This is a genomic window from Streptomyces gilvosporeus (genome assembly GCF_002082195.1).
In the GTDB taxonomy this organism is placed as follows: Bacteria; Actinomycetota; Actinomycetes; order Streptomycetales; family Streptomycetaceae; genus Streptomyces; species Streptomyces gilvosporeus.
On record NZ_CP020569.1, the window covers coordinates 3,431,659 to 3,457,777 of the forward strand.

A 26,119-nucleotide genomic window follows, 5' to 3' on the forward strand; every position below is an offset into this window, starting at 1 on the left:
GAGTATTCGCCCCGCCGCAGCGGGGGTGATCCGATCGGGCCCTGAGTCCGAGTCCGATTGATGCCTTTTGCTCCGCGCAAGCGGAGGTCACTCAAAATTCGGCCCCGCCGTCCGCGTCCGCTTGATCTCGTAGAAGCCCGGGATGGACGCCACCATCAGCGTCCCGTCCCACAGCTTGGCGGCCTCGTCGCCCTTGGGGGCCGGGGTGACGACCGGGCCGAAGAAGGCGATCTGGTCGCCGTCGGAGCCGGGGACGGCGATGACCGGGGTGCCGACCTCCTGGCCGACGAGGTCGATGCCGGCCTTGTGGGAGGCGCGCAGTTCGGCGTCGTAGATGTCCTTGTCGGCGTACTCGATCAGATCGGCGGGCAGGCCCGCGTCCTCAAGGGCGGCGGCGATGCTCTCCGGGTTCACGCCGAGGCCCTGGTTGTGAAAACGGGTGCCGAGTGCGGTGTAGAGCCGGCCGACGACCTCGTCGCCGTACAGCTGCTGCGCGGCGATCACCACGCGGACCGGGCCCCAGGACTTGCCGCCGGGGCGCATGTTCTCGGCGTACTGCTCGGGCAACTGGTCGAGCTTGTCCTCGTTGAGCACCGCCAGGCTCATCACATGCCAGCGCACCTCGACCGGGCGGACCTTTTCCACCTCCAGCATCCAGCGGGAGGTCATCCAGGCCCAGGGGCAGATCGGGTCGAACCAGAAGTCGGCGGGGGTCTTCGCGCTCTCGGACACGGGAACTCCTCAGGATGCGGCGGTATGCGTGCTGGTGCGCACGGTTCAACAACCGGACGCCGTGCCATGATTCCCAGTGTTCGATATGCGAGACATCCGAGCCGAAGAAGAGACGAAGACGAGGGAGTCACGTCGTGCCAGGTGAGAATCTGTCCCGGGACGAGGCCCGCACGCGGGGCCGGCTGCTGAGCGTCGACGGGTACGACGTGGCGCTGGACGTCCGCTCCGCGGTCGAGCAGGGCGAGGCCGCCGCCACCTTCCGCTCCCGTACGACCATCCGCTTCCGCTGCACCGAGCCGGGCGCGGCGAGCTTCGCGGACCTGCTGGCGCCGTCCGTCACCTCCGTCACCCTCAACGGCCGCGCGCTGGACCCGGCCGAGGTCTTCGACGGCACCCGGATCGCGCTGACGGACCTGGCCGCCGAGAACACCCTCGTCGTCGACGCCCGGTGCGCCTACAGCCGTACGGGCGAGGGGCTGCACCGCTTCATCGACCCCGAGGACGGCGAGGTCTACCTCTACACGCAGTACGAACCGGCCGATGCCCGACGGGTCTTCGCCAACTTCGAACAGCCGGACCTCAAGGCCCCGTTCCGCTTCGAGGTGACCGCCCCGGAGGGCTGGGTCGTGCTCAGCAACGGCGCGGAGGAGGGCGAGCCCGAGCAGGGACGGCACCGTTTCGCGCAGACCCGGCCGATCTCCACGTACATCACGGCCGTGGTGGCCGGCCCGTACCACTACGTCACCGACAGCTACCGCCGCGTCTTCGCCGACGGCACGGAGCTGGAGGTCCCGCTGGGGGCGCTGTGCCGCAAGGGCCTGGCGCGGCATTTCGACGCGGACGACGTCTTCACCGTCACCAAGCAGGGTCTGGACTTCTTCCACGACCACTTCGACTATCCGTATCCGTTCGGGAAGTACGACCAGGCTTTCGTGCCGGAATACAACCTGGGCGCGATGGAGAACCCCGGCTGTGTGACGTTCCGGGAGGAGTTCATTTTCCGGGGGAAGGTCACCGAGGCGTCGTACGAGGGCCGGGCCAATGTGATCCTGCACGAGATGGCGCATATGTGGTTCGGCGATCTGGTGACCATGCAGTGGTGGGACGACCTGTGGCTCAAGGAGTCCTTCGCGGACTTCATGGGGGCGTTCGCGCTGGTGGGGGCGACGCGGTTCACCAACGGCTGGATCACCTTCGCCAATCGCCGTAAGTCGTGGGCCTACCGGGCCGACCAGCTGCCCTCCACCCATCCGGTCACCGCCGACATCCGTGACCTGGAGGACGCCAAGCTGAACTTCGACGGCATCACGTATGCCAAGGGCGCCTCGGTGCTCAAGCAGCTGGTGGCGTACGCCGGGCAGGACGCGTTCCTCGAAGGCGCGCGGCGGTACTTCAAGCGGCATGCGTACGGCAACACCCGGCTCGCGGATCTGCTGTCGGTGCTAGAGGAGACCTCGGGGCGGGACATGGCCGCCTGGTCGAAGGCGTGGCTGGAGACGGCGGGGGTCAACTCCCTGACCCCGCAGGTGACGTACGACGCCCAGGACCGGATCACCGAGCTGAGCATCCTTCAGGAGGCGGCCGCCGCACAGCCGCAGCTGCGGCCGCACCGGGTCGCGGTGGGCCTCTACCGCCGGCGGGACGAGGACGGGGCGCTGGTGCGCTACGCCCGTACGGAGGTGGACGTCACCGGGCCGCGCACGGTCGTCGCGGAGCTGGCCGGGGCCGAGCGGCCCGAGCTGGTCCTGGTCAACGACGAGGACCTGACGTACTGCAAGATCCGGTTCGACGAGGGGTCGCTGGCCACCTTGCGGACCCGGCTCGGCGACCTGGAGGACCCGCTGGCGCGGGCGCTGTGCTGGGCCGCGCTGTGGGGCCTGACCCGCGACGGCCTGGTGCCGGCGCGCGACTATCTGGACCTGGTGCTGCGCTTCGCGGGCCGGGAGACCGACATCGGCGTCCTCCAGTCGCTGCACACCAACGCCCGTACCGCGCTGGAGCACTACTCCGCGCCCGCCCGTCGCGAGGCCGCCACCCGGGAACTGGCCGAGGGCGCGCTGCGCGAGCTGCGGCTGGCCGAACCGGGCAGCGGCCACCAGCTGGCCTGGGCCCGGCACTTCGCGGCCATCGCCGCCAGCCCCGCCGATCTCCAGCTGCTGCGCGGTCTGCTGGACGGCAGCGCGAAGATCGACGGCCTGGAGGTGGACCAGGAGCTGCGCTGGACGTTCCTGGAGCCGGTGGCCTCGCACGGCTCGGCCGGCGAGGACGTGATCGGCGCCGAGCTGGCCCGGGACGACACCGCCTCCGGCAGGCGCCACCAGGTCCGCTGCCTGGCCGCCCGCCCGTCCGCCGAGGTCAAGGCGCGGGCCTGGGCCGAGGTCGTGGACTCCGACGCGCTCTCCAACGCCCTGGTGGAGGCCACCATCAGCGGATTCGTGCAGTTCGGGCAGCGCGAGCTGCTGGCGCCCTACGCGCCGCGCTACTTCGCGATGATCGAGCGGATCTGGCAGGAGCGGTCCATCGAGATCGCCATGTCGGTGGTGCGCGGGCTGTTCCCCTCCTGGCTGGTGGAGCAGACCACGCTGGAGGCGGCGGACGCCTGGCTCGCGGGGCATGCGGACGCGGCGCCGGCGCTGCGCCGGATGGTCGCCGAGGAGCGGGACGATCTTGCCCGTGCGCTGCGTGCACAGGCTTGTGACGAGGCGGCCGCCCCCACCCCGTAACCCCGGTCCCGACCAGCCCTTATCGGCAGTCGAACGCACGTACTTTAGGGCGGGGATGTCCGGGTTCGGGTACGGGCGTGTAACAGCGGTTAGGAGGCGGAGCGGGCGCGGGAAAGTGCGGGGTCATGAACCACGAAACTCCGCTCTCCCCGCTCCCCCTCCGCCACCTCGCAGGCGTCCAGTGCCGGGTGCTGACGGCCCATCAGCTGCGTGAGTACGGCGTACTGCCCGCGGAGACCGCCGAGCGCTGCCGGCCCGGCGGCCCCTGGCGGCAGATCCTGCCCGGGGTGTATCTGCTCCACCCGGGGCCGGCCACCAGCGAGGAACGGCTGCATGCGGTGCTGTGCTACGCCCTGCACCGCGGGCCGTCGGTACCGCGCCAGGGCGGCGGGCGGCCGGACGCCCCGGCGGCGATGATCACCGGTCTGGCGGCGCTCGCGCTGCACGGTTTCACCAGCGCTCCCCCGCTGCTGGCCCTCGACCGCATCGAGGTGCTGGTCGCCCGCACCCGGCGGCTGCGCTCGGCCGGCTTCGCGCAGATCGTCCGGGCCCAGGAGATGCCGGTGTCCCAGGAGGTCACCGGGGTGCCCACCGCACCGGTGCCGCGGGCGCTCGCGGATGCGGTCGCCCGCCTCACCGATGCGATCTCGGTGCGCCGCCTGCTGACCGAGGCGGTGCGCGGCGGGCACTGCGAGGCCGCCGCGCTGGTCCGGGAGCTGAGCCGGGCACGGCTGCTGACCAGGCCGTATGTGGGGGAGGCGGTGGATGCGCTGATGGCCGAGGGGCGGGCGCTGGCCGAGCAGCGGCTGTATGCCATGGTGCACCACCACGGTCTGCCCGACCCCTGCTGGAACGTCGACCTGCGACTGCCGGGCGGGCCGCATCTGGGCGGGGTGGACGCGTACTGGCCCGAGCACGCGGTGGCGCTGGAGATCGACACCCGGGCCGTGCGGCCCGAGGACGACCCGCTGCACCCGCTGCACGCGCCCTGCGACCGCAAGCGCGAGCACCTGGAGCGGCTGGGCATCACGGTGGTGCACTGTCTGCCCCGCACTCTGCGCGACGCCCCCGGCCAGGCGGCCGCGGTGGTGCGCACCGCGCTGATGGCGGCCGCGGACCGGGAGCCGAGCGCGTATGTGGTGGTCCTGCCCCGTTGACCCGGTGCCCGGTGCCCCGGTCCCCCGGCCCTCCGGCGGCGGCCGTCGGCCCGTCAGCGCCCGGTGGGCCGCTTCACCAGCAGCTCGACATTGCGGTCCCGGGGCGTGCCCACCAGGTCCTTACGGGCCTCGGGAGCGTTGAACGACAGCTCCCGGTAGAGGGCGGCCAGCCCCGTCTGGGAGAGATCGCCGAAGTCCGTACGGTGCGGGGCGGCCGACTCGACCAGGGTGGCGAACAGCGACAGCGTGCCGTCGTGGTTGTCCACCAGCTCGATGATCCGGGCCAGCTGCGGGAAGTCGATGTGCGAGGCGGTGGAGACCTCCCAGAAGCTGCCGTGCGGAGTGATGTCGTTCATGTGGCTGTGGCCGTTGATCCAGGCCACCACGCCGGGGTGGGCGCCCAGCACCTCGGCCAGCTCCGCGCCGCCGTGCCGCTTCTCGTGCGGGTGGGCCGGGTCGGGGTTGGTGTTGGTCATGGTCTTGCTGGTGTGGTGGCTGAAGACCAGCACATGGCGCCCCGCGCCCGTCGCCTCCTGCTTCAGCACCCGCTGGAGCCAGCGCAGCTGACCGTCGCCGATCGACCCGGTGTAGTGCCCGCCGGGGTCCGTCGTGTCCAGGCTGATGCCCAGGACATGGTCGGAGACCGGGAAGGTGTAGTAGAGCCGGTCCTCGGCCAGGCAGGCCGCGGTGTAGCCGTGACCGTGCGGACCGGGGCCGGTGCGCGCCGGGTCGAGATGGGCCTTGAGGTACTCGGCACGGGTGAAGGGGGCGCGCCGCTCGTCGGGGGTGATGGTCCTGGCCTGCTTGGCGTGCGCCTTCAGCAGCCGTTTGAAGTCCTTCCCCTTGGGGTCGAGGCCGTCCTTGACCGCCTTCCACACCTTGGCGGCCTCGGCGGCGGGCAGCGTCTCCAGCTTGCGGCCGCCGGTGGCGAGTTCGGTGAAGAAGGGGTCGCCGGGTGCGTAGCAGCCACCGGGCAGCGAGTCGTGGTTGCCGACCGTGGAGTACCAGGGCAGCCGCAGGCCCGGGCTGTGGACGGTGCGGATCGCGGCGTCCAGGAAGCCGTGCAGATGCGGGAAGCCGAGCTTCTTGTCGGCGTCGTGCAGGGCACTGTCCGGCTGCCAGTAGAGGGTCAGCCCGCTGTCCTGGACCCCCTCGTAGCGGCGCGGATCGCCGGAGTTCGGAGTGATCCGCCCGCCGCTCATCGCCGTCAGGAACCAGTCCAGCTCCAGCTTGGAGTTGTTGTCGGTGTTGTCCCCGGTGGTGATGACGAAGGACAGCGGGGCGCCGGTGGCCGGGCCGCCCGGGAGCGCGTTGATCCGTTCGATCAGCGAGACGACGCCCGCGACGGACAGCGCCTCCTGCGGCCGCCAGGCGCTCGCGGTCTCGGCGCGCAGGTACTCGTAGCGCAGCGGGCTCTGGACGTCGACCAGGTGCAGATCGGTGAACTGGACGAAGGACGCCAGCGCGGTGCGCCGCCGGTCGCGGCCGCTGTGGGCGCCCGCCAGGTCGGCGCGGACGACACGGGACCAGGCGGGGCCGTCGGCGAGGCGGCGGTAGCCGGGGGTGCCGCCGCGCGGGGTGGCGACGGAGGCGAGGGTGGTGCCCTGGGTGTAGGGGGCGTGCGGGGCGGCGGGGGCGCGGACGGTGAGGGGCTCCGCCGGGACCGGTGCGGGGGCGACGGTGGCGGCCTGCGCCGCCCGGTCGCCGCCGAGGCCGAAGGCGAGCCCGAGACCGGTGGCGGCGCCGGCGGCGCCGGTGGCGGCGAGGAAGGTACGACGGTCGAGAGCGGCGGCGGACCGTATACGGGACATGCGCGGACTCCCCGAGTGCGAACGCGAAGGCGGCCTGGCAGCACAACTGCCCTGTCACCTGGGATCGTTGGCAGCGGGGATGGCCTGTGAGTGAACGGCGACGCAACGTCGTTCGCCGATCACCGGACAGGGATCACCGCGCGTCGTGCGCGCCATCGCACCGTCATCGCATCCGGGCCGCGGCAACCCGTGACGGCCACCCGGTGTTCATATAACGGGGTACCCGGCCGGGCGCCCGTGCGGTTATCACTCTCCGTAAGGGGCCCTCGCCGGTCCGTATCCGGAGCCGCCTGCCGGTGCTCCACGGAATGGAACGGATTGGACAAGGCGACGGGGTTCACACACATGATGGGAGCACTACTGAGCAGGTGTTCCCAGCAGACATCTCCATCAGGTCGGAAAGAAGGAGTCCCATGAGGATCGGAATCGTCGGAGCCACCGGACAGGTCGGCGGCGTGATGCGGGGCATTCTCGCCGAGCGGAACTTCCCGGTCGAGCAGCTGCGGCTGTTCGCTTCGGCCCGGTCCGCGGGACGGACGCTGCCCTGGCAGGACACCGAGATCACGGTCGAGGACGCGGCCACCGCCGATTACTCCGGGCTCGACATCGTGCTGTTCTCGGCCGGCGGTGCGACGTCCAAGGCGCTGGCGGAGAAGGTCGCCGCCGCGGGCCCCGTCGTGATCGACAACTCCTCGGCCTGGCGTCGTGACCCCCAGGTCCCGCTGGTGGTCTCCGAGGTGAACCCGCAGGCGATCACCGACCGCCCCAAGGGGATCATCGCCAACCCGAACTGCACGACCATGGCCGCGATGCCGGTGCTGCGTCCGCTGCACGAGGAGGCCGGGCTGGTCGCGCTGGTCGTCGCCACCTACCAGGCGGTGTCCGGCAGCGGTCTGGCCGGTGTGTCGGAGCTGGACGGGCAGGCCCGCAAGGTCATCGAGCAGGACGCCACCAAGCTGGTGCACGACGGGCGTGCGGTGGAGTTCCCCCAGCCCGACACCTATGTCGCGCCGATCGCCTTCAATGTGCTGCCGATGGCCGGCTCCGTCGTCGACGACGGTCTGAACGAGACCGACGAGGAGCAGAAGCTCCGCAACGAGAGCCGCAAGATCCTGGACATCCCGGACCTGAAGGTCGCCGGCACCTGCGTCCGGGTCCCCGTCTTCACCGGCCACTCCCTCCAGATCAACGCCCGCTTCGCGCGTCCGCTGAGCCCCGCCCGCGCGCAGGAGCTGCTGGCCGGCGCCCCCGGCGTCGTCTTCTCCGAGGTGCCCACCCCGCTGGAGGCCGCGGGCCAGGACGCGTCCTTCGTGGGCCGTATCCGCTCCGACGAGACCGCCGAGAACGGCCTGTCGCTGTTCGTCTCCAACGACAACCTCCGCAAGGGCGCCGCGCTGAACGCCGTCCAGATCGCGGAGCTGGTCGCCGCGGAGCTGCGCGGCTGACGCCTGCCCCCCGCATGAGCCGGTGCCCGTACGGATCCTTTCCGTACGGGCACCCGCCGTTTTCCTGCTCCCGCGGCCTTGCTCAGGGACGCCGCACCTCGAACTGAAAGCAGCCGTACTCCAGCGCCCGTACGTGCACCAGCGCCACCTCCGGGTCGGCGAACGCCTCGTCGAGGACGTCATCGAACCCGCGCTGGGCGTCCTCGGGGATCTCGAAGTACCGCCCGCCGACGATCTGCCCCTCGGCGTTGTACCGGCGCACCGTCCGCAGGGCCCCCGGCCGCGCGAACGGATAGCCCGCGGCCGCCGCGTCCGGCCCCGCGCACACCCCGGCCTCGGCGTGCACGAACACCGGCCCCTGCTCGTCATACGCGCCCGGATCGGCCCCGGTGGCCGCCGCCCAGCGCCGCAGCGGCGCATACGAGACCAGCGCCACCCGGTCCCCGGCCTCGATGGACCGCAGACAGCACCGCAGCGGACTGCCGACACACGCCAGGGGCACGCCGTCCTCATGGGCGGTGAACGGCACGACCGGCCGCCCGGCGTCGTCGGCGACCTGGAGTTCTTTCAGGACGGAGGGGGCGATGGGGAGCGGGCGGTGGCGGGGGACGGAGGGGGAGGTGCGCTTGATCATGCGTCCAGCTTGGGGCTTTTGACCGATGGGCGCTGGCGGGATTCGGACGACGCGGTCGGCGATGCCGTCCGAGCGCCGGGTATCCAAGGCCCGCCTTGGATACCACCCCTCACTCGCCCGGGTGATCGTGGAAGGATGGCCGGAGAATTCCGATTCGGTGACCAATGCGAAGGAGATCGACGGGTGCCCGGTACGAATCTGACCCGCGACGAGGCGCAGCGGCGGGCCCGGCTGCTGAGCGTGGACGCGTATGAGATCGATCTCGACCTCTCCGGGGCTCCGGAGGGAGGTACTTACCGGTCCGTGACGACGGTGCGGTTCGAGGCTTCCGAGGACGGCGCGGAGACGTTCATCGACCTCGTGGCGCCGACCGTGCACGAGGTCGTGCTCAACGGCGAAGCGCTCGATGCGGCCGAGGTGTTCCAGGGCTCGCGGATCGCGCTGGCGGGGCTGCGGGCGGGCCGCAACGAGCTGCGGGTCGTGGCGGACTGCGCCTACACCAACACCGGTGAGGGACTGCACCGGTTCGTGGACCCGGTGGACCAGCAGGCCTACCTCTACACGCAGTTCGAGGTGCCGGACGCGCGGCGCGTCTTCGCCTCGTTCGAGCAGCCGGATCTCAAGGCGACGTTCCAGTTCACCGTGAAGGCCCCGGAGGGCTGGACGGTGATCTCCAACTCGCCGACGCCCGAGCGCCCGGCGGACCACGTCTGGCGCTTCGAGCCGACCCCGCGGATCTCGACGTACATCACCGCGCTGATCGCGGGGCCCTACCACAGCGTGCACAGCGCCTACGAGAAGGACGGGCGCACGGTGCCGCTGGGCATCTACTGCCGCCCCTCGCTGGCCGAGCACCTCGATGCCGAGGCGATCTTCGACGTCACCCGGCAGGGCTTCGACTGGTTCCAGGAGAAGTTCGACTACGCCTACCCGTTCGCGAAGTACGACCAGCTGTTCGTGCCGGAGTTCAACGCGGGCGCGATGGAGAACGCGGGCGCCGTCACCATCCGGGACCAGTACGTCTTCCGGTCCAAGGTGACCGACGCGGCGTACGAGGTGCGGGCCGAGACGATCCTGCACGAGCTGGCGCACATGTGGTTCGGCGACCTGGTCACCATGGAGTGGTGGAACGACCTGTGGCTGAACGAGTCGTTCGCCACCTACACCTCCATCGCCTGCCAGGCCTACGCGCCGGGCTCGCAGTGGCCGCACTCGTGGACCACGTTCGCCAACTCCATGAAGACCTGGGCCTACCGTCAGGACCAGCTGCCGTCCACGCACCCGATCATGGCCGAGATCCGCGATCTCGACGATGTGCTGGTGAACTTCGACGGCATCACGTACGCCAAGGGGGCCTCGGTCCTCAAGCAGCTGGTGGCGTATGTCGGCATGGACGAGTTCTTCAAGGGCGTACAGGCGTATTTCAAGGCGCATGCGTACGGGAACACCCGGCTGAGCGATCTGCTGGGCGCGCTGGAGGAGACCTCCGGCCGGGATCTGAAGACCTGGTCGAAGAAATGGCTGGAGACGGCCGGGATCAACATCCTGCGGCCGGAGATCGAGGTGGACGCGGACGGCGTGATCACCTCGTTCGCGGTGCGGCAGGAGGCCCCGGCGCTGCCGGCCGGCGCCAAGGGCGAGCCGGTGCTGCGCCCGCACCGGATCGCGATCGGCGCCTACGACCTCCAGGACGGCAGGCTGGTCCGCACCGAGAGGATCGAGCTGGATGTGGACGGCGAACTGACCGCCGTACCGCAGCTGGTGGGCACGCGGCGGCCGGCCGTCGTCCTGCTCAACGACGACGATCTGTCGTATGCGAAGGTGCGGCTGGACGAGGAGTCGCTGAAGACCGTCACCGAGCACCTGGGCGACTTCACCGAGTCGCTGCCGCGCGCCCTGTGCTGGGCGTCGGCCTGGGACATGACCCGGGACGCCGAACTGGCCACTCGCGACTACCTTGCGCTGGTGCTGTCGGGCATCGGCAAGGAGTCGGACATCGGCGTCGTCCAGTCGCTGCACCGCCAGGTGAAGCTGGCGCTGGACCTGTACGCGGCACCGCACTGGCGCGAGACGGGCCTGGCCACCTGGACCGAGGCGGCGCTGACGCACCTGCGGGCGGCCGAGCCGGGCAGCGACCACCAGCTGGCCTGGGCCCGTGCGCTGGCCGCCGCGGCCCGCACCGACGACCAGCTCGACCTGCTCCAGGGCCTGCTGGACGGCACGGAGGAGATCGCCGGGCTGGCCGTGGACACCGAGCTGCGCTGGGCGCTGCTCCAGCGGCTGGCCGCCACCGGGCGGGCCGACGAGAAGGCCATCGCGGCCGAGCTGGAGCGGGACAAGACCTCCGCGGGCGAGCGCCATGCGGCGACGGCCCGTTCGGCGCGGCCGACGGCGCAGGCCAAGGCCGAGGCATGGGCGTCGGTGGTGGAGTCGGACACCCTCCCCAACGCCGTCCAGGAGGCCGTCATCGGCGGCTTCGTCCAGACCGACCAGCGCGAGCTGCTCGCCCCGTACACCGCGCGGTACTTCGACGCGGTCAAGGGCGTATGGGACTCCCGCAGCCATGAGATGGCCCAGCAGATCGCGGTCGGCCTCTACCCCGCCCTCCAGGTCTCGCAGGAGACCCTGGACGCCACCGACGCCTGGCTGGAGTCGGCCGAGCCGAGCGCGGCCCTGCGGCGCCTGGTGAGCGAGTCCCGGGCGGGCATCGAGCGGGCGCTGAAGGCGCAGGCCGCGGACGCCGCGGCGGTCTGAACCGTCGTCCGATTCCGGCACCGGGGCGCTGCGCCCCGGTGCCGGGGCATTTCCGGGTTCCGCGCCGATTCCGTTTCCGGTGATTGCCACAAGTGTGTTGCGGGCTCCCTGGTGACCCGTACAGAACGCGCCAATTAGTCAGGCTCGCCGTCAACTCAGGTCACTCGAACGCGTTACGCTACATAACCGTAAGGTGATCTTCGGGCACGTACGGGAGTTGCAGTGCAGAGGGTGAGCGCGGGGACGGCCCCGGGAAGTCCCAAGTCCGCCTTCCCCTTCTGGGTGCTGCCGCCTGCCGCCCTCGCGGTGGCCACCGCCGCGACCGCCGCGCTGGGCCCGGCCGCCGCATGGCCGGCCGTCACCGTCCTCGGTGCGGTCGCCGTCGCCCTCACCGCCGTCGTCAGTGCCGAGGCCCAGCGCAGGTCACGCCGCATCGCCGACCTGACGGCCACGGCCGCCGCGCAGCGCGAGGCCCTGGCCCACCAGGAAGCCGAAACGGTGCGGCTGGCCGAGCAGTTGCTGCCCGATGTGGTCCGCCGGCTGCGCGGCGGGGAGTTCCCCGAGGAGGTGCTGACCGGACTCGACGCTCCGACCGCGCACCTCGCGGTGCTGCGCTCGGTGGTCGACGCGGTGGCCGCCGAGGAGGACCTGCGCGACTCCGCGCAGCGCGCGTTCGTGAACATCGCCCGCCGGGTTCAGGCCATCGTCCACCAACAGGCCCAGGAACTGCGGGAGATGGAGGACCGGCACGGACAGCGCCCGGACGTCTTCGGCGATCTGCTCCGGCTCGACCACGGCACCGCGCTGATCGGCCGGCTCGCCGACTCCATCGCCGTCCTCGGCGGCGCCCGCCCGGGCCGCCAGTGGTCGAAGGCGGTGCCGCTCTACTCCGTGCTCCGCGGCGCCATGTCCCGGATCATCGACTACCAGCGCGTCGAGCTGCATTCGGTCTCCGAGATCGCCATCGTCGGCACCGCCGTCGAACCGCTGATCCACGCCCTGGCCGAGCTGCTGGACAACGCCACCCGCTATTCGCCGCCCAACACCCGCGTCCATCTCACCGCCGTCGACGTCCAGTCGGGCATCGCCGTCGAGATCGAGGACGGCGGCGTCTCGATGAGCGAGGAGGCCCGCGCCCGCGCCGAGCGGATGCTGCTCCAGGCCCAGCAGGGCATCGACGTCAACGACCTGGGCGAGACTCCGCGCCTGGGCCTGGCCGTGGTCGGGCGGCTGGCCCAGGCGTACGGCTTCCAGGTGTCGCTGCGGCCGTCGGCGTACGGCGGGGTGCGGGCCGTGCTGATCGTCCCGCAGGAGCTCATCACCACGGCGGCCGGCGCCACGGGCCGCGCGCACGGCATCGGTACGTCGTCGGGGCCGCGGCTCGCCGTGCCCGCCCCGGCACCGCACACACCGGCGCCGCAGCTGCCGTCGCCGCAGGCCCCGGCGCCGCAGCTGCCGGTGGAGCGGGCCGTCACCGGCCCGACCCTGGACACCGAGGCGCCCGTGGTCACCGAACGTACGGCGAACGGCCTGCCGCAGCGCCGCCGCCGGAAGCCGGTCACCCCGCCCGACGCCGCGCCGGCCTCGACCGGGCCGGCGCCCGCGACCGACCCCGCGGACGCCGTCCAGCCCGGCATGTGGCTGGCCGCGTTCCAGAGCGGCGTGTCGGGCGAGACCACGCAGCACGTCGAGACCACGCCGGATCAGGATCACGACCACGACGTCGCCGCCTCGGCGCCCGCGTCGGCAAGCAAGGGGAACGAGCAGTGATGCAGCAGCAGGGCCACGTGGGTTACGCCGGCAGCGCCGGCCGCACCGGCACCATGGACTGGATGCTCAAGGACCTGGCCGAGAGCGTCCCGCAGACCCGCCAGGTGGTGGTGCTCTCCGCGGACGGCCTGCGCATGGCCCAGCACGGCGGGGACACCGACGCCGCGGACCGCCTGGCCGCGGCCTGCGCGGGACTGCAGAGCCTCGCCGGCGCGGTGGCGGCCGAACTCCCGCACAGCGAGGGGCAGATGCGGCTCGTCGTCATCGAGATGGACGGCGGCTTCTTCTATCTGATGGCGGCGGGCGCGGGCGCCTATCTCGCGGTACTGGCCGATGACGGCGTGGACGCGGGCCTGATGGGCCAGCGGATGCGCGACCTCGTACTGCGGATCGGAGAGCACCTCAGCAGCCCGCCGCGGCAGGACGGGCAGGCCGCCAGGTGACCGAGCCCCCCGGCCAGGAATGGGACGCGGGCGGGCCCGAGCGGCTCTATGTGATCACCGGTGGGCGCAGCGGTTCGTCCGCGCCCACCGAACTCGACCTGGTCACCCTGATCGTGGCCACGTCGGGCCCGCGGCCGGGGATGCAGCCGGAGCAGGCGGATATCGTCCGCATCTGCCACCGGCCGCTGTCCGTCGCGGAGATCTCCGCGCATCTGGGCCTTCCGGTCAGTGTGGTGACCGTGCTGCTCAGCGATCTGCTGGCCGATCGGCGGGTCACCGCCCGGCCGCCGGTGCCGCCCGCACAACTCCCCGACATCGCGTTGATTGAGGCAGTGATCGATGGACTTCAAAAGCTCTGAGCGGGCCACCGGGCAGCAGCTTGCCGGGCCGCGGAGCGAGGACGTGCTGCCCGAGACCGCGGCGGCCGCGGTCAAGGTGGTGATCGTCGGTGGTTTCGGGGTCGGCAAGACGACCCTGGTCGGCTCGGTCAGCGAGATCCGGCCGCTGACCACCGAGGAGACGATGACCCAGGCCGGGGTCGGCGTCGACGACACCGCCGGGATCGCGGGCAAGTCGACGACCACCGTGGCGATGGACTTCGGCCGGATCAGCATCAACGAGAAGCTGGTGCTCTATCTGTTCGGCACCCCGGGCCAGGAGCGTTTCTGGTTCCTGTGGCGCGGCCTCTTCGAGGGCGCACTCGGCGCCGTGGTACTCGTCGACACCCGCCGCCTGGAGGTGAGCTTCGACGTCCTCGGGCGCCTGGAGGAACGCGGCGTGCCGTTCGTGGTGGCCGTCAACACCTTCCCCGACGCACCGGGTTACCCCGTCGAGGAGCTACGGGCCGCCCTCGACCTGCCCGCATCCGTCCCGATCGTCGAATGCGACGCCCGCTCCCGCCCGTCGAGCCGCGACGTCCTGATGACCCTGATGCGCTATCTGCATTCCCTGGCCGCGCCGACGGAGGCTCCGTGAACATCCCCCGACGATGAATGCGGTCCGCTCCGAGCGGCAGGGACGAAGCCACGTCACATGGTGACGCCCGACGGACAGGCGCTTGATGCGTTGCTGTCCGCCGGGCGGCTCGGGGCCCCGGTCCTCGCGGGTTCGGGGAGGTGTCCGTCGGGCCCCGCTCCCCTCCTGCGGGGCCCGGCGGAAGTGGGGTGTCAGCCGCTGAGGTCGTCGAAGCGGCGGACGAGGGTGGCGCGGCCGGCTTCGGTGAGGTCGCCGTGGACGCGCATGCGGGCGAGGCCGCCGTCGGGGAAGACGTCGAGGCGTATGTGGGTGGCGGTGACCGTCCGCGGCAGCTTGAAGCGGTGCGGGGTGTCGGGCTGGAGCTTCGTCCTGGGAAGGATCTCGAACCAGGAGGAGGCGTCGTCGGGGTCGCCGTTGCAACCGGACAGGGCGGCCCAGCCCGCGGAGTTGCCCTTGAGGTAGGCGGTGTCGATCTCGACGGCGCGGATCTCGCCCTGGGCGGCGAGCTTGAAGCGGACCCAGTCGTTGGTGTTCTTGACCCGGCGGCGGCGGTTCTCCCAGCCGTCGTCCATCTTGCGCGAGAGGTCGGGCTGGATGATCTGGGTGGGCGAGGAGTAGAAGCGGTCGGAGGCGTCCTCGACGGTGCCGCCGTGCATGACGGAGGCCAGATCGAGGGTGCCCAGGACGTCGAGCCACTCGGGGTCGGGGACGACCTCGCCGTAGACGCGGAGGCGGGCTATGCCGCCGTCGGGGTGCTGCTTGAGGCGCAGGTGGGTGAAGCGGCGCTCGACGGTGACCTCGAAGCCGTTGGCGGCATGGCCGCGGACCGGCGTACGGGGGACGAGCTCCTCCCACTTCACGTCGTCGGCGAGCAGGTCCTCGGGGCTGGGGCTGCCGGGCAGCGCGGTCGCCTCGACGGTGACCTGCTGGGGGTAGTTGCCGCGGAAGTGGGCGGTGTCGACGATGACGCCGCGGATCACACCGGGGGCGGCGAGGCGGATCAGCGCCCAGTCGTGCTCGTCGTCGGTCGGGAAGGGGTGATCGCCGTCGGCGCCGCGGCGGCGCCGGGTCTCCCAGCCGTCCATGATCTTGCCCTTGTGACCGAAGTGCTCGGGGTCGAAGACCGCCGGAGTCGGCTTCAGCAGGTTCTCGCGCTCGGCGAAGAACTCGTCGTTCGCCGCGATCACACCGGCACCGAAGCGGCGGTCGGCGAGGTCGACGAGCGAGGTGAAGGGGAAGTCCCCGCCGCGGTAGTCGGCGTAGGGGTCGCCGCCGCCGTACGGGTTGGCGTCGTTGGCGTGCGGATCGGTGGAGTCGGCGGCCGGGGTGGCGGTCATCGTTGCCCTTCAGGGGGAGGCTGGTGTGGACCCGTCCACGGTCGCAGCACCCCACCCCGCAGGTCCATCGAAAGTTCTTGACGGTTATGTTCAGCAGGGTTTAACGGTCTCGTGGATTAAACCGTCAACGGATGTGAGCTTCGCCCTGCGACTGGTCCGCCGCCTGCCGCAGCGCCGCCAGCACCCTGGACAGCCCCGGCGCGCCCTCGGAGCCGCGGCGGGCGGCGGCCACCACATGGCGGCGCGGCTGGTCGGCGTGCAGCACCCGCAGCGCCACCCCGGGGCCGCCCCGCTCGGTGCGGGAGACGGTGCCGGCCGCCATGGCCATCCGCGACACCAGCGCCACGCCCATCCCGGCCGCGACCATCGACAGGATCGCGCCCCAGTCCGCGGCCGCATGCGCCTGCTCCGGGACGAAGCCGGCGCTCTCGCACGCCGTGGTGGTGATCTGCGACCAGGGCCCGCTGCTGCCGAAGATCCAGGGCTCGCCCGCCAGATCCGCCAGCCGCAGCCCCGGTTCGGCGGCCAGCGGATGACCGGCCGGCAGGGCCACGTCCAGCGGGTCGGCCAGCAGCTGGACCCGGGTGAACTTCGGATCGCGCGGGGTGGGCGCATGCGCGGCCAGCGAGAGCGCCAGGTCCACGCTGCCCTCCGCGAGCAGCTCGTACGCGGCCTCCGCCTCCGCTTCCCGTACGGCGACCGACAGCCCCGGGTGCGTACGGCGCAGCTCCTGGACGGCGGGCACCACCAACGCGGGGATGGCCGTGGAGAATGCGCCGACCCGCACCTGCCCGGCCTCGCCCTGGAGGTAGTCGAGCAGTTCCGCATCCGCCCGCTCCAGCTGGGCGAAGACCGCCTCGGCGTGCCGCAGCACCAGCTGCGCGGCGTCCGTCAGCCGGACCCGTCGGCCGTGTGCCTCCAGGAGCGTGACCCCGAGCTGTTTGGCCAGACCCGTCAGCTGCTGCGAGACCGCCGAGGGCGTCATGTGCAGCGCCTCGGCGGTCGCGGTGACCGTGCCCAGCTCCTGGAGGGTGCGCAGGATCCGCAGCTTCTTGATGTCCCAGTCGGCCATGCGGGCAGCGTACGCAGTCAGCGCCGGCCGCCGGCGCCGAACGCGACGCCCGTGATGATCGCCGCCGTGCAGACCAGCTGCATGCCGGTCACCGGCTCGCCGAGGACCGCGAAGGACAGCAGGGCCACACATACCGGCTGGAGGTAGTAGACGACCCCGGCGCGGGCGGCGCCGACCAGGGCGATGGCCTTGTTCCACATGAAGTAGGCGAGGGCGGAGGAGAAGAGCCCGATGTAGAGGAGCGGTGCGACGGTCCCGGCGGTGGGCTCGAAGCCGCCTTGCACGGCCAGGCTCACCCCGTACGCGGGCAGCAGCATCGTCGCCCCCAGTGCAAAGGTCGCAAAGAGGAACGACAGCCCGCCGATCTCCTCGGGGCGGCGGCGCAGCAGGGCGCTGTAGCCGGCGAAGGCGAGGGTGGCGGCCAGCATCCACAGGTCCCCGGGGGCGAGGTCGAGGCGCAGGACGGCGGCCGGGGAGCCCTTGCCGACCAGGGTGACGACGCCCGTCAGCGCGAGCGCCATCCCGGCGACCCGCCGTCGGCCGAGCTTCTCCCCGCCCCGGGCGAACAGGGCGATCAGCACCGGCGAGGCGGCCGCGATCATGGCCATGTTCGTGGCCGAAGTCGAGCGCCCCGCCTGGTAGATGAGGGTGTTGAAGAGGGTGACGCCGAGCAGCGCGGCCGTCGCCAGGTAGCCGAGGTGCCGGCGCAGCTGCGGCCACTGGCGGCGGACCTGCCCGAGGGCGAACGGGGCGACGGCGCACAGCGCGATGATCCAGCGCCAGAAGGCGGTCTGGACGGGCGGGACGGCGTCGTGCAGGGCGCGGGCGATGACGAAGTTGCCGGACCAGACCACGGTCGCGGTCAGCGCGAGCGCCAGACCGCCGAGCGCTGCGGTGCGCCGCGGCGCGGTGGTGCCGCGTGCGGCGGTGGGGTGGTGGGTGCGGGCCCTCTCCAGGACTGCCACGGTTTCCTCTCCATGGGCGGGGTGGACGGATCCACCGTGGCAGCCCACCAAACATCAGGTCTAGCGAATCTTTTTGACCTTTTTATTTAGCCGAACTGAAAGATTCGCGCTCCCGGGCCGCGGCCTTCCGCGCCTGGATCGCCGCCTGCCGCTCCTCGAACTTCCGCGCCTGCCCGTCCAGGCCGTCCATGAAGATCCCCAGCTCCTCCTGGGCGCGCAGCCCGGCGGGGCCCAGCCCGCCGATCTCCAGCACCTTGAGGAAGCGCAGCACGGGCTGGAGCACGTCGTCGTGGTGGATGCGCAGGTTGTAGATGCCGCCGAGCGCCATCCGGGCGGCGGCCCGCTCGAAGCCGGGCATGCCGTGGCCGGGCATCCGGAAGCCGGTGACGACATCGCGGACGGCGCACATGGTCTGGTCGGGGGCCATCTCGAAGGCCGCGGAGAGCAGATTGCGGTAGAAGACCATGTGGAGGTTCTCGTCGGTGGCGATCCGGGCCAGCATCCGGTCGCAGACGGGGTCGCCGGAGTGGTGGCCGGTGTTGCGGTGCGAGATCCGGGTGGCCAGCTCCTGGAAGGCGACGTAGGCCACCGAGTGGAGCATGCTGTGCGAGTTGTCGGATTCGAAGCCCTCCGCCATATGGGCCATCCGGAACCGCTCCAGCTCGTCGGGGTCGACGGCCCGGCTGGTGAGCAGATAGTCGCGCATCACGATGCCGTGCCGGCCCTCCTCCGCGGTCCAGCGGTGCACCCAGGTGCCCCAGGCGCCGTCCCGGCCGAAGAGGGTGGCGATCTCGTGGTGGTAGCTGGGGAGGTTGTCCTCGGTCAGGAGGTTGACCACCAGCGCGGTCCGGCCGATGTCGGTGACCTTGGACTGCTCGACGGCCCAGGGCTCGCCGCCCTCCAGCTGGCCGGGGAAGTTCCGCCCGTCGCTCCAGGGGACGTACTCATGCGGCATCCAGTCCTTGGCGACCTTCAGATGCCGGTTGAGCTCCTTCTCCACGACCTCTTCGAGCGCGTAGAGGAGCTGGGCGTCGGTCCAGGCGGCCTGGCCGCGCTCTCCGTTGTGCTGGGCGGGGGCGATGGTCACGGGGGAACTCCGGGGGACGACGAAACCTACGGGACCGCAGGCGGGGGACCTACGGGGCCGTAGGTTACGTCATCGTAGGTTGGGTCCGGTTAAAGGCCGGTGCCCGCCCAAAACGGCAGAAAGCCGTGCGATAGCCACTCCGCAACCCCTTTTTCACCTGCGAAAACGCCCCCGATGTGCGCGGGGCATACAAAAGGGCGCCCACCGGTTCGTAGGAACCGGTGGGCGCCCTGTGGACGTCGGCGGGGCGGCCGTGCGCCCCTCGCGTCAGCTCTCGGACTTGGCCTGCTTGCGGGACTTGTCACCGACGATGACCAGCCCGGCGATCACCAGGAAGAGCACGACGGGGAGGACGACATAGAGGCCGAGCGTCTCGGCCACGTTCAGGCCCGGGCCCGGGTCTTCGCCGTCGTCGTGCATCACCGCAAACGCCGGGGAGGACATCAGCATCAGTAGCGCGGTACCGGCAGTGATGGTTCCGGCGCGCAGGGCATTCTTCTTGACCTGGTTGCTCACGGTGTCAACGTAGCGGACGCCCCGCCACCCCGCGCGCCCGGGGTGGCGTGCAGGGGCGGCGGCCCGGGGAGGACGAGGCGGCCCTCAGCGGCCGCCGTCGCCCAACTCCCGCATCAGGGCGTGCAGTCGGGGCGAGGCGGCCAGTTCCTCCAGGGTCAGCGGGCGGCCGTCGGGGGCGGCGACGGGGAGGCGCCAGTTCGGGTACTGGTCCCATGTGCCGGGGAGGTTCTGGGGGCGGCGGTCGCCCACCGCGTCCGGGAGCCAGACGCCGACCAGGCGGGCGGGGGTGCGCAGCAGAAAGCGGTGGACGGCCTTGACCGCGGCCTCCTCGTCGGCCGGTCCCTCGGGGAGCAGACCGCGCCGGGTCAGCTCGTCCAGCCATTCGGCCAGCTCCTGGCGGGCGCGGGCGCGTTCGCGGCCGGGCGGGCCGGCCAACAGGCCGAGCCGGGCGCGCAGGGCGACGTCCTCGCCGCTGAGCCGGGCGGCGGTGGACGGCAGATCGTGGGTGGTGACGGTGGCCAGACAGCCCTCGCGCCATTCCTCGGGGGCGAGGATGCGGGCCTCGGGGGCCGAGGGGGCCGGGGCCTCGGTGTCCGGGGCGGCGGCCTCCGGCCCGGAGCCGTCCGGTCCTGCGGGGTCCGGATCCGCGCCGTCCCCGTCCCCGTCCGCGGCGTAGTCCCGTTCGAACCACAGCACGGAGGTCCCCAGCACCCCCCGTTCGGCCAGCGTCTCCCGTACGCCGGGCTCGACCGTCCCCAGGTCCTCGCCGATCACACAGGCGCCCGCGCGGTGGGCCTCCAGGGCCAGCAGGGACAGCATCGCCTCGGCGTCGTAGTGGACGTACGCGCCCTCGGTCGGCGGCCGTCCCTCCGGGACCCACCACAGGCGGAAGAGGCCCATGACGTGGTCGATGCGCAGCGCCCCGGCGTGCCGCAGCAGGGAGCTCAGCAGCCCGCGGTAGGGGGCGTAGCCGGTGGCGGCCAGGGCGTCGGGGCGCCAGGGCGGCAGGCCCCAGTCCTGGCCGCGGGCGTTGAAGGCGTCGGGGGGTGCGCCGATGGACATGCCGGAGGCGAAGGCGTCCTGCTGGGCCCAGGTGTCGGCGCCGGTGGGATGGACGCCGACGGCGAGGTCGTGGACGAGGCCGATGCCCATCCCGGCCTCCCGGGCGGCGCGCTGGGCGGCCGCCAGCTGCTGGTCGGTGAGCCAGGCGAGGCGGCAGTGGAAGTCGATGCGGTCCAGCAGTCCCTGGCGCTCCCGGGCCGTGGCCGGTGAGCGGGGGTCGCGCAGGGCGGCGGGCCAGGCGCGCCAGTCGGATCCGTGCCGTTCGGCGAGGGCGCACCAGGTGGCGTGGTCCTCCAGGGGCGCGCCCTGTTCGGCGAGGAAGTCGCAGTACGCGGCGCGGCGCCCCGGTGAGAGCGGCACCGCGCACAGCAGCTCCAGGGCCTCGCGCTTGAGCTCCCAGACCGCGTCGCGGTCGATCAGTGCGCCCCGTTCGAGGACGTCGGCGCGCAGGATGCCGGCGCGGGCGGCGAGGTCGTCGGCCCGCCGGCGGTCGGGGCCGGTGAGCTGGGCGTACTCGGGGATGTGCTCGATGCGCAGATGGACCGGGTCGGGGAAGCGGCGCGAGGAGGGCCGGTAGGGGGAGGGGTCGGCGGGCGGGCCGGGGACGGCGGCGTGCAGCGGGTTGAGCTGGACGAAGCCGGTGCCCAGGGCGCGGCCGGACCAGGCGGCGAGATCGGCGAGGTCCCCGAGATCACCCATGCCCCAGGAGCGCTGGGAGAGCAGGGAGTAGAGCTGGACGAGAAAGCCGTGGGTGCGGCCCGGCGGGGCGGGGACGCGGTCGGGGGCGACGATCAGCCGGGCGCGGGCGGTGCGGCCGTCGGGGGCCTGCGCATGGAGGGTGTGGACGCCCGGGGGGAGGTGGGCCGCCGGGTTCCCGGGGCCGGGGTCGGCCTCCTCGCCGTCCTCGGTCGTGAGGCGCAGGGCCGTGCCCGCGGGCAGGGTGCCCAGGTCGGGCGGGCGGCCGGGGCGGGCCACGACGGTGCCGGGGAGCAGGGTGCGGCCGGCCGTGACCGCGTGGGCGGCAAGGGCGGCGCGGACCGCATCGGGTGTCGAGGCGTCGACACCTAAGGCGGCGAGTACGGCGATGAGGGTGTCGTCGCCGATGTGGCGGATGAGGCCCGGCGCGGGCCGATAGGACGGGGCGATGCCGTGCAGCCGGGCAAGCCGCTCGCGGCCCATGGGTCCTCAGACCTCCATGGACTCCGTGCCCAGACCGGTGGCCGTCGGCTCACTGGTCAGCGGCAGCTCGGCGGAGATGGGGACCTCGCTGGTCAGGGGTGCGGCGTCGGCGAGCGGCGGCTCACTGGTGAGCGGCGGCTCGGCGAAGCTGAGGGTGCCGGAGCCCTCCAGCCCGGAGTCGGGGCCGGAGACCCCGTCGAAGAGGTCGGGCTCGCTCGGCACGTCGCCCGGTTTGAGGGACAGCGCATCAAGCAGCAGCTGAGCGGAAGCGGCCACGAGAGCCTCCCGTTCATCGGTAATGGGACAGGTCTGCCCTACCCACTCGACACGATCGCAGACGCTTTTACCCATTAAACGTGTCTCAGCTCACAGCCCGCTCGCAGGCGATTTCACGGTTGGGGCGTTCGAGTGACGCAGAGGGTGCTGACAAAACGGGCATCGCGGCGGAAGTTCTGCGGGCGGCGGGCCTACGGCGGCCGCCCCGCGCCCCCTCCCCCGAACACCCCGCCCTCGCACCGCCGCCCCCCGTACCGCCACAATGGGGGCCACCGGCCGAAGGTCTGTCCGAACGGGCGTCGGCGGCACAAAGGGGGGCCGGTGCGAACCGGCGAGCAGTAGAAGACGGGGACGAGGAGCGGCCGTGCGGGTCCGGGGCGTGTGGGGCGTCGGGAGATTCGGAGCTACCGGGACATCCGGAACGACCGGGGACACCGGCAGAGAAGCAGGGAAGACCCCCGGCAGGGGGACCAGAAGCGGCGCGGGCGCCCGCGCCCGCGTGGCGGGGACCACGGCGCTGGCCGCCGCCGTCATCTCCGGGCTGCTCGGCGGGGCGCCCAGCGCCCAGGCGGCGCCCGAGGGCCCCTCCCGCGGCGCCCCCGACCAGCCGGACCGCCCGGCCGGCGCGGGTGCGCTGCCCGCCGTCTGGCCGCGCCCCCAGTCGATGCGGGAGCTGGCCGACGCCGTCCCGCTCGGCGGCGAGGCGGCGCTGGTGGCGGCGCCGGACACCGATCCGTACGCCCTGGACGTGGTGCGCGGCATCCTACGCCGGGCGGGCGTGCGCACCATCCACGAGGTGGCACCGGGTGCGCGGCCGCCCGCCGCCGGGCCGGTGCTCTACGTCGGCGGGAGCGCGGCCGAGGACGCGCTGCGGGCGCTGAAGGCGCCCGCCCGCGGGGATCTGCCCTCCGGCGGCTACCGCCTCGCGGTCGGCCAGACCGCCGGCCGTGACACCGTCGCCCTCGACGGCGTCGGCCCCGACGGCCTCTTCCACGCCGCGCAGACGCTGCGGCAGCTGGTCACGGACGCGCCCCACGGGAGGCACCAGCTCGCGTCGGCCCTTGTACGGGACTGGCCCGGCACGGCGGTGCGCGGGATCACCGAGGGCTTCTTCGGCGAGCCCTGGAGCCGGGCGCAGCGGCTGGCGCAGCTGGACTTCATGGGGCGTACGAAGCAGAACCGCTACCTGTACGCGCCGGGTGACGATCCCTTCCGCCAGGCCCGGTGGCGCGAGCCCTACCCGGCCGCGCAGCGGGACGACTTCCGGGCGCTGGCGGAGCGGGCCCGCGCCAACCACGTCACGCTGGGCTGGGCCGTCGCGCCCGGCCAGGCGATGTGCATGTCCTCCGAGGACGACATGCGGGCGCTGCGGCGCAAGGTGGACGCGATGTGGGCGCTGGGGGTGCGCTCCTTCCAGCTCCAGTTCCAGGACATCAGCTACAGCGAATGGCACTGCGACGCCGACGAGGAGGCCTTCGGCAAGGGGCCCGCCGCGGCCGCCAAGGCGCAGGCGCGCGTCGCGCAGGCGCTCGCCGACCATCTCGCCGCCCGCCATCCGGGCGCCGCGCCGCTGTCGGTGATGCCGACCGAGTACTACCAGAACGGCTCGACGGCCTACCGGAAGGCGCTGGCCGAGGCGCTCGACGACCGGGTGCAGGTGGCCTGGACCGGCGTCGGGGTGGTGCCGCGGACCATCACCGGCAGTGAACTGTCCGCCGTCCGCCAGGTGTTCGGCCGGCCCCTGGTCACGATGGACAACTACCCGGTCAACGACTACGCCGAGGACCGGATCTTCCTCGGCCCCTACAGCGGCCGCGACCCGGCCCTGGCCACCGGCTCCGCCGCGCTGCTCGCCAATGCCATGGAGCAGCCGGTGGCCTCCCGTATCCCGCTGTTCACGACCGCCGACTACGCCTGGAACCCGCGCGCCTACCGTCCGGCGGAGTCCTGGGACGCCGCCATCGACGATCTGGCCGGCGCCGACCCGGGCGCGCGCGCCGCGCTGCGCGCTTTGGCCGGAAACGACTCCTCCTCCGTGCTCAACCGCGAGGAGTCGGCGTATCTGCGCCCCCTGATGGACGGTTTCTGGAAGGCCCGCGAGGCCGCCGTCGACCACGGCCGCCCCGGCAAGGACGCGGACCTCGCCGACGCGGCCAAGGCGCTGCGGGCCGCGTTCGCCACCATGGCCTCCGCTCCGGACCGGCTGACCGGGGATCTGTCGGCCGAAGTGCGGCCCTGGGCCGAGCAGTTGGGCCGCTACGGGCGCGCGGGCGAGGCTGCCGTGGACACCCTGATGGCCCAGGCGCAGGGGGACGGCGATGCCGCCTGGACCGCGCAGCGGACGGCGCAGCGGCTGCGCACGGAGAGCGAGGGCAGCCCGGCCACGGTCGGCAAGGGTGTGCTGGCGCCGTTCCTGGAGCGGGCGATGACCGAGGCCGACGCCTGGACCGGGGCGCGGGCCGATGGCCCCCGGCCCACCGAGGGCGCCGCCCCTACCTCGCTGACCGTCCCCTTCGAGCGGGCCCGTCCGCTCACCGCGGTCACCGCGCTGACCGATCCCGGCCCGTCGGCGGGCGCGGTGTCCCTGGAGGCGCATGTCCCGGGCGAGGGCTGGCGCCGCCTGGGCGCGCTCTCCCCCACCGGCTGGACCGAGCCGCAGACGCCCGGCCTGCGCGCCGACGCGGTGCGGCTGTCCTGGGCGGACGGCACCGCGGCGCCGTCCGTGCACGCCCTCGCCCCGTGGTTCGGCGACACCCCGCCGGCCGGTCTCGAACTGGCCCGCAAGGAGGCCGATGCGCAGACCGGCGGCACGGCGCGGGTCGACGCCCGTATCTACTCCCGCCGACCCGCCGACGTCCGGGAGAAACTCCAGGTCAAGGCGCCCAAGGGGTTCAAGGTGGAGGCACCGGGGACGGTCACCGCGCCGCGCGGCGGCACCGCCACCGTCCCGATCGCCATCGACATCCCCGACGACGCCCGCTCCGGCACGTACGCCATCCCCGTCAGCTATGCGGGCCGGCAGCAGACGCTGACCGTACGGGTCTATCCGCGCACCGGCGGCCAGGACCTGGCGCGCGGCGCCGACGCGACCTCGTCCGGCGACGAGACGGACGACTTCCCGGCGTCCGCCGCCACCGACGGCGATCCGGAAACGCGCTGGTCATCGCAGGCCGACGACCGCGCCTGGCTCCAGTTCCGGCTCCGCCGCCCGGTCCGCCTGGGCCTGCTCGTCCTGAACTGGCAGGACGCCTACGCCGCCCGCTACCGCATCGAGGTGTCCGCGGACGGCCAGAGCTGGCACACCGCTGCCGTCGTCCGCGACGGAAAGGGCGGCCGCGAGTCGGTCCGGATGGACGCCCCCGACACCCGCTATGTGCGTATCCAGGGAGAGCAGCGCGCCACGCGGTTCGGGTATTCGCTGTGGTCGGTGCAGGCGTACGGGGTGCACGAATAGCCGCGGCCCCGAGCGGGCCGCGGCCACCGTGCAAAAGGCCCGGATCGCCTACGCCGATACGGCGTCGATCCGGGCCAGGGCGTCATCCGCGCCGTACGGCTGCAAGTAGGGCAGCCAGCGCGGGTCCCTATGCCCCGTACCGATGATCCGCCACGCCAGTCCTGACGGCGGGGCGGGCTGGTGTCGCAGCCGCCAGCCGATTTCGGCGACATGGCGGTCGGCCTTGACGTGATTGCAGCGGCGGCACGCGGCGACCACGTTCTCCCAGGTGTGCTGACCTCCCCGGCTGCGCGGGATGACGTGGTCGACGCTGGTTGCGACGCCACCGCAGTACATACAGCGCCCGCCGTCACGGGCGAACAGCGCCCGGCGGGTCAGGGGCACGGGGCCACGAAAGGGCACCCGCACGAACCGCTTCAGGCGGACCACACTCGGAGCCGGTATGACGCGGGTTGCACTGTGCATCAGGGCGCCGGATTCCTCGAGACTCACAGCCTTCTCATTGAGTACGAGGATGAGCGCGCGGCGGAGCGGTACGACGCCGAGCGGCTCGTACGACGCGTTGAGGACCAGGACGTGCGGCACGGGTGCCTCCTTGTACGCCGGCGGCGCGTGGCTCGCGCCGGGACGATCTCCCCCAGTGTCCCCCGGTGCCTGGTCGGAGCGCCACCATGACCGAGTAACGGGCCGGAGGTGTTTTCCACCACATCCGGATCACATCGGCACG

General features: G+C 72.5%; 20 protein-coding genes. 9 read left to right on the forward strand and 11 right to left on the reverse strand.

The window, feature by feature from the left end:
- Positions 1-87 precede the first annotated feature (87 nt).
- Positions 88-732, reverse strand: a complete 645-nt coding sequence (locus B1H19_RS15140; RefSeq protein WP_083105245.1) for a mycothiol-dependent nitroreductase Rv2466c family protein — start codon at positions 730-732, stop codon at positions 88-90.
- A 134-nt stretch (positions 733-866) separates the two neighbouring features.
- Between B1H19_RS15140 and pepN (B1H19_RS15145) the strand changes: the two genes are divergently transcribed.
- Together pepN (B1H19_RS15145) and B1H19_RS15150 are read left to right on the forward strand one after the other, a co-directional pair.
- Entirely contained in the window at positions 867-3,455 is a 2,589-nt protein-coding gene (gene pepN, locus B1H19_RS15145) for an aminopeptidase N (protein WP_083105246.1), read from the forward strand.
- A gap of 125 nt (positions 3,456-3,580) precedes the next feature.
- The gene (locus B1H19_RS15150) at positions 3,581-4,612 is read left to right on the forward strand and encodes a hypothetical protein (RefSeq protein ID WP_083105247.1); all 1,032 of its coding nucleotides are present in this window, start codon (positions 3,581-3,583) and stop codon (positions 4,610-4,612) included.
- A 53-nt stretch (positions 4,613-4,665) separates the two neighbouring features.
- Here the strand turns inward: B1H19_RS15150 and B1H19_RS15155 are convergent, their stop codons facing one another.
- Positions 4,666-6,423 (reverse strand): TIGR03767 family metallophosphoesterase, encoded by a 1,758-nt coding sequence (locus tag B1H19_RS15155; RefSeq protein ID WP_083105248.1) that lies wholly within the window; start codon positions 6,421-6,423, stop codon positions 4,666-4,668.
- 413 nt (positions 6,424-6,836) lie between these two features.
- On the opposite strand from B1H19_RS15155, the gene B1H19_RS15160 reads away from it, so the two are divergent.
- Positions 6,837-7,868 (forward strand): aspartate-semialdehyde dehydrogenase, encoded by a 1,032-nt coding sequence (locus B1H19_RS15160; protein ID WP_083105249.1) that lies wholly within the window; start codon positions 6,837-6,839, stop codon positions 7,866-7,868.
- Positions 7,869-7,950: 82 nt separating this feature from the next.
- Here B1H19_RS15160 and B1H19_RS15165 read toward each other — a convergent pair whose 3' ends face one another.
- Entirely contained in the window at positions 7,951-8,502 is a 552-nt protein-coding gene (locus tag B1H19_RS15165; RefSeq protein WP_083105250.1) for a DUF1203 domain-containing protein, read from the reverse strand.
- Between the two features lie 183 nt (positions 8,503-8,685).
- On the opposite strand from B1H19_RS15165, the gene pepN (B1H19_RS15170) reads away from it, so the two are divergent.
- The 5 genes from pepN (B1H19_RS15170) (at position 8,686) to B1H19_RS15190 (ending at position 14,444) form a co-directional block, all read left to right on the forward strand.
- The gene (gene pepN / locus B1H19_RS15170) at positions 8,686-11,256 is read left to right on the forward strand and encodes an aminopeptidase N (RefSeq protein ID WP_083105251.1); all 2,571 of its coding nucleotides are present in this window, start codon (positions 8,686-8,688) and stop codon (positions 11,254-11,256) included.
- 222 nt (positions 11,257-11,478) lie between these two features.
- Positions 11,479-13,026: a sensor histidine kinase gene (locus B1H19_RS15175; protein WP_083105252.1), complete on the forward strand. Its 1,548-nt coding sequence runs from the start codon at positions 11,479-11,481 to the stop codon at positions 13,024-13,026.
- Positions 13,027-13,079: 53 nt separating this feature from the next.
- Complete coding sequence (locus B1H19_RS15180; RefSeq protein ID WP_083109656.1) at positions 13,080-13,469, forward strand: roadblock/LC7 domain-containing protein; 390 nt, start codon at positions 13,080-13,082, stop codon at positions 13,467-13,469.
- Positions 13,466-13,828: a DUF742 domain-containing protein gene (locus tag B1H19_RS15185; protein WP_083105253.1), complete on the forward strand. Its 363-nt coding sequence runs from the start codon at positions 13,466-13,468 to the stop codon at positions 13,826-13,828. Before B1H19_RS15180 ends, B1H19_RS15185 begins: the two co-directional genes overlap by 4 nt.
- Complete coding sequence (locus tag B1H19_RS15190) at positions 13,809-14,444, forward strand: GTP-binding protein (protein WP_083105254.1); 636 nt, start codon at positions 13,809-13,811, stop codon at positions 14,442-14,444. Before B1H19_RS15185 ends, B1H19_RS15190 begins: the two co-directional genes overlap by 20 nt.
- A 191-nt stretch (positions 14,445-14,635) precedes the next feature.
- Here the strand turns inward: B1H19_RS15190 and alc are convergent, their stop codons facing one another.
- From alc to B1H19_RS15225, 7 genes are all read right to left on the reverse strand, one after another.
- Positions 14,636-15,781, reverse strand: coding sequence for an allantoicase (alc, locus tag B1H19_RS15195; protein ID WP_083105255.1), 1,146 nt, complete (start codon positions 15,779-15,781; stop codon positions 14,636-14,638).
- Between the two features lie 124 nt (positions 15,782-15,905).
- Positions 15,906-16,853, reverse strand: coding sequence for a LysR family transcriptional regulator (locus B1H19_RS15200; RefSeq protein ID WP_083105256.1), 948 nt, complete (start codon positions 16,851-16,853; stop codon positions 15,906-15,908).
- Between the two features lie 17 nt (positions 16,854-16,870).
- Positions 16,871-17,818: a DMT family transporter gene (locus B1H19_RS15205; protein WP_203237162.1), complete on the reverse strand. Its 948-nt coding sequence runs from the start codon at positions 17,816-17,818 to the stop codon at positions 16,871-16,873.
- 82 nt (positions 17,819-17,900) lie between these two features.
- The gene (locus B1H19_RS15210; protein ID WP_083105257.1) at positions 17,901-18,905 is read right to left on the reverse strand and encodes an acyl-ACP desaturase; all 1,005 of its coding nucleotides are present in this window, start codon (positions 18,903-18,905) and stop codon (positions 17,901-17,903) included.
- A 267-nt stretch (positions 18,906-19,172) separates the two neighbouring features.
- Entirely contained in the window at positions 19,173-19,421 is a 249-nt protein-coding gene (locus B1H19_RS15215; protein ID WP_083105258.1) for a hypothetical protein, read from the reverse strand.
- An 84-nt stretch (positions 19,422-19,505) separates the two neighbouring features.
- Positions 19,506-21,662 (reverse strand): 4-alpha-glucanotransferase, encoded by a 2,157-nt coding sequence (gene malQ / locus B1H19_RS15220; protein WP_083105259.1) that lies wholly within the window; start codon positions 21,660-21,662, stop codon positions 19,506-19,508.
- A gap of 6 nt (positions 21,663-21,668) precedes the next feature.
- Positions 21,669-21,938 carry a hypothetical protein gene (locus tag B1H19_RS15225; protein WP_083105260.1) on the reverse strand — a complete coding sequence of 90 codons (270 nt, stop codon included), beginning with the start codon at positions 21,936-21,938 and terminating at the stop codon, positions 21,669-21,671.
- Positions 21,939-22,437: 499 nt separating this feature from the next.
- Between B1H19_RS15225 and B1H19_RS15230 the strand changes: the two genes are divergently transcribed.
- Entirely contained in the window at positions 22,438-25,392 is a 2,955-nt protein-coding gene (locus B1H19_RS15230; RefSeq protein WP_083105261.1) for a beta-N-acetylglucosaminidase domain-containing protein, read from the forward strand.
- A gap of 48 nt (positions 25,393-25,440) precedes the next feature.
- Here B1H19_RS15230 and B1H19_RS15235 read toward each other — a convergent pair whose 3' ends face one another.
- Positions 25,441-25,977 (reverse strand): HNH endonuclease, encoded by a 537-nt coding sequence (locus B1H19_RS15235; protein ID WP_018088296.1) that lies wholly within the window; start codon positions 25,975-25,977, stop codon positions 25,441-25,443.
- Positions 25,978-26,119: the final 142 nt, after the last annotated feature.

Excerpts from the sequence above, each read along its gene's own strand:
- B1H19_RS15150 (WP_083105247.1), top strand. The coding sequence starts at position 3,581 with ATGAACCACGAAACTCCGCTCTCCCCGCTCCCCCTCCGCCACCTCGCA.
- B1H19_RS15155 (WP_083105248.1), bottom strand. The coding sequence starts at position 6,423 with ATGTCCCGTATACGGTCCGCCGCCGCTCTCGACCGTCGTACCTTCCTC.
- B1H19_RS15160 (WP_083105249.1), top strand. The coding sequence starts at position 6,837 with ATGAGGATCGGAATCGTCGGAGCCACCGGACAGGTCGGCGGCGTGATG.
- B1H19_RS15165 (WP_083105250.1), bottom strand. The coding sequence starts at position 8,502 with ATGATCAAGCGCACCTCCCCCTCCGTCCCCCGCCACCGCCCGCTCCCC.
- B1H19_RS15180 (WP_083109656.1), top strand. The coding sequence starts at position 13,080 with ATGGACTGGATGCTCAAGGACCTGGCCGAGAGCGTCCCGCAGACCCGC.
- B1H19_RS15190 (WP_083105254.1), top strand. The coding sequence starts at position 13,809 with ATGGACTTCAAAAGCTCTGAGCGGGCCACCGGGCAGCAGCTTGCCGGG.
- alc (WP_083105255.1), bottom strand. The coding sequence starts at position 15,781 with ATGACCGCCACCCCGGCCGCCGACTCCACCGATCCGCACGCCAACGAC.
- B1H19_RS15200 (WP_083105256.1), bottom strand. The coding sequence starts at position 16,853 with ATGGCCGACTGGGACATCAAGAAGCTGCGGATCCTGCGCACCCTCCAG.
- malQ (WP_083105259.1), bottom strand. The coding sequence starts at position 21,662 with ATGGGCCGCGAGCGGCTTGCCCGGCTGCACGGCATCGCCCCGTCCTAT.